Annotated in this window: 7 protein-coding genes and 2 pseudogenes; 4 read left to right on the top strand and 5 right to left on the bottom strand. The window is 42.4% G+C overall.

What is annotated here, in order from left to right; translation table 11 throughout:
• Both ABHN01_RS25095 and ABHN01_RS25090 read left to right on the top strand, forming a co-directional pair.
• A pseudogene (locus ABHN01_RS25095) lies at window positions 1-203 on the top strand (P1 family peptidase); the annotation flags it as partial.
• On the top strand, window positions 203-1,417 hold the full coding sequence (locus ABHN01_RS25090; RefSeq protein WP_429877803.1) for a M20 family metallopeptidase: 1,215 nt from the start codon (window positions 203-205) through the stop codon (window positions 1,415-1,417). The pseudogene ABHN01_RS25095 and the gene ABHN01_RS25090, both read left to right, overlap by 1 nt.
• A gap of 72 nt (window positions 1,418-1,489) precedes the next feature.
• Here ABHN01_RS25090 and ABHN01_RS25085 read toward each other — a convergent pair whose 3' ends face one another.
• The 5 genes from ABHN01_RS25085 to ABHN01_RS25065 all read right to left on the bottom strand — a co-directional run bounded on the left by ABHN01_RS25085 (window position 1,490) and on the right by ABHN01_RS25065 (window position 5,269).
• On the bottom strand, window positions 1,490-1,876 hold the full coding sequence (locus tag ABHN01_RS25085) for a DoxX family protein (protein WP_429877802.1): 387 nt from the start codon (window positions 1,874-1,876) through the stop codon (window positions 1,490-1,492).
• Between the two features lie 98 nt (window positions 1,877-1,974).
• Window positions 1,975-3,336, bottom strand: coding sequence for a short-chain fatty acid transporter (locus ABHN01_RS25080; protein ID WP_429877801.1), 1,362 nt, complete (start codon window positions 3,334-3,336; stop codon window positions 1,975-1,977).
• 74 nt (window positions 3,337-3,410) lie between these two features.
• Window positions 3,411-3,860, bottom strand: coding sequence for a DUF2690 domain-containing protein (locus tag ABHN01_RS25075; RefSeq protein ID WP_429877804.1), 450 nt, complete (start codon window positions 3,858-3,860; stop codon window positions 3,411-3,413).
• 47 nt (window positions 3,861-3,907) lie between these two features.
• Window positions 3,908-4,381 carry a DUF2690 domain-containing protein gene (locus tag ABHN01_RS25070; RefSeq protein WP_429877800.1) on the bottom strand — a complete coding sequence of 158 codons (474 nt, stop codon included), beginning with the start codon at window positions 4,379-4,381 and terminating at the stop codon, window positions 3,908-3,910.
• A gap of 237 nt (window positions 4,382-4,618) precedes the next feature.
• Window positions 4,619-5,269, bottom strand: coding sequence for a GntR family transcriptional regulator (locus tag ABHN01_RS25065; RefSeq protein ID WP_429877799.1), 651 nt, complete (start codon window positions 5,267-5,269; stop codon window positions 4,619-4,621).
• Window positions 5,270-5,500: 231 nt separating this feature from the next.
• Between ABHN01_RS25065 and ABHN01_RS25060 the strand changes: the two genes are divergently transcribed.
• On the top strand, window positions 5,501-6,733 hold the full coding sequence (locus ABHN01_RS25060; RefSeq protein WP_429877798.1) for a CaiB/BaiF CoA transferase family protein: 1,233 nt from the start codon (window positions 5,501-5,503) through the stop codon (window positions 6,731-6,733).
• Between the two features lie 18 nt (window positions 6,734-6,751).
• A pseudogene (locus ABHN01_RS25055) lies at window positions 6,752-7,200 on the top strand (hydroxymethylglutaryl-CoA lyase); the annotation flags it as partial.

Raw genomic sequence — 7,200 nt, 5'->3', positions numbered from 1 at the left:
ATCCTGTGCACACGATGTATGATGGGGACACCATATTTTCTCTCGCTACTGGAGAAGTGAGCGCTTCAGTAGACCTCATTGGAACCCTGGCAGCAGACGTTTTAGCAGAAGCAGTCATCCAAGCCATTCTGAACGCTGAAGGAATTGTAAACTTTCCTTCAAGTAAAGACGTCAGAAAATCACTTAGGAAAGGAAGGGAGTAATGACAACTGCCATTGAATCGATTTTGAACCATGTTGATGAAAAAGAAGTAGTCGAGCTGACAAGAAGACTCATCCGGATAAAAAGTGTTTATCGTCCCAATGTTGAAGGCGGTAATGAGGAGAAGGTTGCCCGTTTCCTCGTTAAATACCTAAAGGACATAGGGCTGGAGGTCTACTATGAAGAGGTAGTGCCAGGACGGCCAAATGTGATCGCGGTCTATGACTCTGGCCTTCCAGGTAAAACACTTTTATTTGAAGGGCATACAGATGTGGTAACTGAAGGGGACCTGGACTCCTGGACGTATGACCCATTTGGCGGAGAAATCAGTAACGGGAGAATATACGGAAGAGGTTCTTGTGATACAAAAGGAAATTTAGCGGCTGCAATCTCTGCTGTTCATTCTTTGAAAAAATCACAGATTCCTTTCAAAGGTAAAATTATACTATGTATTCCTTGTGACGAAGAAGGCATGATGATTGGAATAAAAGAGTTTATTAATAATGGCTGGGCTAAAGATGTGGATGGAGCGATTATTTGTGAACCAGAGGAAAACCAGCTATGTATAACTCAAAAGGGTGCGATGCGGATCGTTTTGAAAACGTTTGGAAAAATGGCCCACGGCGCAATGCCGCTCACCGGAATCAATCCTGTCACAAGAATGGCAAGATTGATTGTGGAATTGGATAAACTGGAACAAACGGAAAAAGAAAGGCTGGGAGAACATCCTTATCTCGGCTGGCCGAGTATCACGCCAACTATCCTTCAATCACCCGTAAAAGGAGAACCACAAATCAATGTCGTTCCTTCACAATGTATGGCCTCTCTCGACATACGGACGGTACCTGGACAGGATCATTCACAACTCAGAAGGAATATGGAAGATATCATTGAGCGGCTCAGCAAAGAAGATGATCTTTTTAGTGCATCTCTTGAAGTGATCGAAGACCGCCCTTGGACAGAGACACCAAAAGATCATGAAGTTGTACAGGCTGTGGCAAAGGCTTATTCCGAATTGACGGGAAAGCCTCCTATCTATAATGGTGTCCCAGGGGCAACAGATGGCACGTTCCTTCATCTTGCTGGGGTGCCAATTATTACTACAGGAGCAGGTGATCGCTATATCCCTCACCATGCCGATGAATATGTTGATATAGAGGAGCTTGTTCAAACAGTGAAGCTTTACACATTTTCCGCTCTTTATTTTTTGAAGTAGTTTTCGAATGAAGAAGAAAGGCAGGTCCTTTGGAAAAAGGATTCTGCCTTCTATATGTTTGACAAATTAATGTTATACTGATTCTTTCGTCCCTGCTGCAGCTAACTTTTTGTGATGGAAAACATAAGAACCGGCAATAAGAATGAATCCAACAAAAAAACCTACCCATGAACTGAACGGATCTCCGACTGCGATAGTGGAATACATGGCACCGGCAAGATCAAAGACAAACCCCGCATAAGCCCACTCTTTTAATCTTGGAAAGCCTGGAACCAGAATGGCGATGACACCTAATAATTTGGCAACGCCAAGAAAAGGTAAAAGATAGTCAGGATAGCCCAAATGATTAAATAAATCGACAGCACTAGAAACAGATAGAATATCAGGAATTGAACCTGCTAGCATTAAGGCTGACAATAATGCTGTGAAGATCCAATACCAGACACGAATTCGCTTCATCATCTCATTCCCCTCTGCAAAATTTTGGATTGAATTTTTGTTTCACCATCATGCTTATACACAGGGGATGAGGAGTAGAATGAGACTTTATATTCAATTTAATATAAGAACAACATAAGTAGACTCGTAACAATCCCGGTCCAAATGCAGAGAATAAAACAGTATCCCATGATATCTTTAATCTTTAAGCCAAGTACTCCTAATAAGGGAAGTGCCCAAAACGGCTGAATCAAGTTTGTCCAAGCATCTCCCCACCCAACAGCCATGGCAATGGTTGCTGGATCAACACCTAGTTTTAAACCTGCGGGAACTTGTAATGGTCCTTGTAAAGCCCATTGGCCGCCGCCTGAAGGAGCCAAAAGGTTAACTAAGCCTGCTGACCAGTATGTAAAGATATCAAAGTTGTCTTTAGAGGCTATGGAGGCCATCCATTCAATAATGTTTGCTCCAAGCCCTGAACTTCCAAGAACGCCAATGATACCTGCATAGAAAGGAAATTGGAGAATAAGAGGAGATATGGTTTGAGTCGCCTCCTCAAACCCTTTGGCAAAGTTATTCAATGAGCCATGTAACAACAAACCTAAAGACAAGAAAAAGATATTGATAATATTCAGATCCAGACTGCGTCCATGAAGGAATTCATACCCGCAATACATTACCCCGATGGCACCGAGAACGATTCCTAAAAAAGGAGTCCATTCTAACTTTTCTGCTATTGTTACGTTTTGGGGTTGAACTATTGTATTTGAAGGCTGGGGTTGTCCTTTATAAGCAACGATATTTTTCTTTGGGGCCATTAATACGATGATAATAGGCATCGTGACTAAAAGTACAAGAAAAATTATGATTGTGGAAAGACTAAAAATGGTCTGTGAAGTGGGAATGACTCCCATTTGTTTCATAAGGAAATGGTCCGATGTTGCAACAGTAAGTCCAATTGAGCTTGATAGCCCTGCACTATATAGGGCAGTAGGAGCATAAGCAGCAGCGACAAGCAAAGGGAAATGAGAATAAGCATTTTTAGAGGCTACTTCTTTTGCCATGATGGCGCCAACCACGACCGCCAATCCCCAATTGATATAGTATGCAAAAGCACTGATCAAGAATGTCAGTATATACGCTTTCTGTGGGGTGTTTGCTAACCTTGCTATCGATTGAAGTCCTTTATTCAAGAAAGGCACACTTGCCAGCGCCATGCCAGTCACCATTAACAAAACCATCTGCATGGTAAAAGCTAAATATGCCCAGAAGCCATCTCCCCATGATTTTATAATGCTCATCGGCTCTGAAGGATGCATAAAAACGCCGATGAGCAGAACGAACAATGTCAGAAGAACGGCGATCACAAAGGCATCCGGAACATATTTATGGGACCAGTTTGACAATACATTTGCCAATCTTGTAAACAATGATTCTCTTGCACCTTCATCATCCACTTTTTTCTGAGCTTGGAACTCCATGCGATCATCTCCTTCTTTTATGAAGCATGAAAGAAGCATCATAAGCCCAAATCTGAACTCATGACGCTTTTTACTTAGTACCAGATGGTTTCGGCCACTTTATAGGCATCACTGTTTGGTATGGCATGTTTGCCCTGTGCTGTTGCTTTTCTTGGGTCATAATCATATACCATTCCTGTGTAACAGGAAGTTTGTCCCGTTTTTACCGAACCGTTTCCGCCTGAACTGTCGCAGGTTAGTGCTTTGCCATCCGTACTGCGCACAATCCTTGCATCCGCTTCATAATTGGATGTCGCTTTTCGGGTGATGGTTACCTTTGCCCAAGCGGTTTTGCATGCCGTGCTAAACTTCAGCTCTACGTAAGAAACAGAGTCGATCCATTTTTTATCTTTTGTAACCGCACTGTCATCACAGTTATTGTAGTATGGACTCTTTCCGTCATACGAATGGTTTTCTGCATGGGCAGACTGTTCAAACGTACTGAAGGATGTGATGATCGCAGCTGCAATGATCGCTATGGACATAAAAAATCCTTTGATCTTTTTCCTCAACAAAAATCATCCTTTCTTTTTTAATACCAATCTGTCTCTCCACGGGTATACGGCCAAAATCCAACTGCCTTTGCTTTCCGGGGTTCCAAGTCATATACCATAGGGGTGTAACAGGAAGTCTGCCCTTTGTTGATTTCTCCGTTACCGCCAGCATTGTGGCACCCATACTGTTTATTATCTGTATTTCGTACGACCAAGGCAGTGGCTTCACCATCTGTTTTGGCTGGTCTGCTCAAAGTGATCTTGGCCCACGCTGTCTTGCATGTGGTGCTGAATCTCAATTGCAGGGTGGCATAAGAGCCATCAGGATTGGTGATCTTCAAGGATTTTTTCGTCACACCAGAGTCATCGCAATTGTTGTAGGAAGGGGCTTTACCGTCATAGGTGTGTGTCTCCGCTATAGCTTTGCTCGTAAAGCCCCCTGGGGCGACGAGGAATGTAATACTTAAAAAGGCAACAAAGATGCAGGATGTTACTTTTTTAATCAGTTTCAACCTTATCAATCCTCCCGTTTTTTTATTCCACCCTAGATTAACGCGGTTGGAATAATATGTTAAGTGCGATTTATCCCAAAAAATTCTAGTTTTTCGAAAGTAAAATCAGCAGATAGTCGGAGAATGAATCAGGCAGAAAGTAACTGATGAAACAGGATGAGTGCAATAATGCAAAATCCCTGATCCGTTTAGGATCAGGGATTTTGTTCATTAATAACCGCGTGCCAGGCACCTGGATTATTTTAAAGCGTTTTGAATCGTTTCAAAGCTCTTTTCAATATGTGAAAGCATTTCCTGTTCGGCTTTACTGGCATTTCGTTCCTTCATCGCCAAATAAATCAGTTCGTGATCATCAACAAAATCTGAGAAGTTCTTAAAATGATTTTTTAAAACATTATTCCTGATATAAAGCGTTTTTGTTTTGATCACATCGCATAATTGGATGAGCTGTTTATTATCGGAGGCGATGTCAATCATATCGTGAAATTTTTGATTTAGATTGGTAAGGGTTTGTGTATCATTTAATTTTACAGCCTTTTTTGATTCCTCAAGAACAAAGCCGAGCTCATTCAGCTGCTCGTCCTGTATATGAGCAGTTGCCAATTTGACGGCAAGAGACTCGAGACTTTTTCTGCATTCATATACATCCACTATATCTTGAACACTAGGATTATAAACAAATATGACATTATTTTTCCGTGTGAGCAAACCATCTTTTAACAGCATCTGGAAGGCTTCCCGAACGGTTCCTCTGCTGACGCCAAGCTGTACGGCGACCTTCGTCTCAACCAATCGTTCTCCAGGTCGGAATTCACTATCCATGATCATTGCTTTTAAGATCGTATACACCTGACTATGCAAAAGTTCTGTTTTTTGTATTTCCCTCAATTCAAGCCCTCCTATGAAACATAAGTTCATGTCGTTACTTTCTGTCTAATTAATAGTTTACAACAACTCGAGGAGTTTGTGAAAGATTTCGTCAACGGTTAACCGTTGACAAAGAAAACATAGATAATTATTATTATAATTATCAGAATTTTGGAAACAGATAACAAGTTCGCTTCTTCGCATGTAAAGCGCTTACATCATTCGGGGCTAATCTACTAAATGGGGTGGAGTATGATGGATAAACAAAAGATCGGGCCGTTAAACGGGCTGAAGGTTTTGGAAATCGGCAGTTTAATAGCGGGGCCGTTCGCCGGAAGATTATTGGCGGATTTCGGTGCTGAGGTTATTAAAGTTGAGCCGCCAGGAAAGGGGGATCCCATTCGGAAATGGAGAATGCTGCATGAGGGGACTTCTTTATGGTGGTATGTGCAGTCCAGGAATAAGAAAAGCATCTCTTTAGATCTTCGAAAGGAAGAAGCGCAGGAAATCATTCGAGAGCTTTCTAAAGAGATCGATATTATTATTGAAAACTTTAAACCTGGCACGCTGGAAAAGTGGGGCATTGGTTATGAGGACTTAAAGAAATATAATCCCTCTATCATTATGGTTCGTGTTTCAGGTTATGGCCAGGATGGCCCATACCGGAATAAACCGGGCTTTGGCAGTATTGGGGAAGCAATGGGAGGAATTCGGTATTTAACCGGGTATCCTGATCGTCCTCCGACAAGAGTAGGAATCAGTTTAGGAGATTCTGTAACTGCTCTCTATGCCGTTATGGGAGCTTTAATGGCTGTCTATCATAGAGATCAAACCGGAGAAGGGCAATGTGTGGATGTCGCACTTTACGAGGCGATCTACAGCTTGATGGAAAGTGCTGTCCCAGAGTATGACCAATACGGAGTGATCCGTGAAAGAACGGGCAGTACTCTGCCAGGAATAGCACCTTCCAATACGTACCTTTGCAAAGACGGAAAGTACGTTGTTATCGGAGCAAATGGGGATGGCATCTTTAAAAGGCTGATGGAAGCCATCAATCGAGAAGATTTGCGAGATGATCCTGATTATGCTTTCAATCATGGACGAGTACTGAAGGCGGAGTACCTCGATAAAGTTATCGGTGGCTGGACAATACAGCATAACTTAAAGGATGCACTAAAAATATTGGATGAATACAACATACCTGCCGGCTCCATCTATAGTGTGGAAGATATGATGCAAGATCCGCACTTTATTGCTCGTAAAATGATTTGCGAACTGGATGTAGAAGGGCTGGGAAAACTTAAGGTTCCTGGTATTGTTCCAAAAATGAGTAAGACACCTGGAAAGATTAACTGGCCCGGTCCTAAGCTTGGAGAACATACGGAAGAAGTTTTAAAAGAAAAGCTGGGTATCACAAAGACCCGATATGAAGAATGGCAAGAGAAAGGAATCATTATCAATAACGAAACAGGAATTCTGAAATGACAGGAAGGAGAGCAGCTGATGAATTTACCGAAACGTGTAGAAATCATTGAATCGGGACCGCGGGATGGCATCCAAAATGAAAATACGTTTATCCCGACCGAAAAGAAACTGCAGCTTATTCACGCCTTAGGAAAGACGGGGATCAGAAGGATGGAGGCCACCTCGTTTGTTTCGCCAAAGCATGTGCCGCAAATGGCAGACGCCAATAGGGTCTATCGAAACATCGATCAACAGCCAGATGTGCAATACCTGGTCCTTATTCCGAACAAAAAAGGATTTGAACGGGCAAGAGATGCGGGAGCTAAAAATCTTGCTCTTGTTGCCGGGGCAAGCGAGACGTTTAACAAGAAGAATGTTCGGATGTCCGTAGAAGAATCACTTCACCAGCTATCATTAGTAGTAGAAGAGGCAAAAAGCGAGAACATGTTTGTAAGATTCAGTATCGCTACCGCCTTTCACTGCCCGTA

Source organism: Fictibacillus sp. NRS-1165 (assembly GCF_050468105.1).
Classification (GTDB): domain Bacteria; phylum Bacillota; class Bacilli; order Bacillales; family Fictibacillaceae; genus Fictibacillus_C; species Fictibacillus_C terrinigri.
Note: the sequence above shows the minus strand (reverse complement) of the source record. Positions and strands in the feature narration are given on the sequence as shown.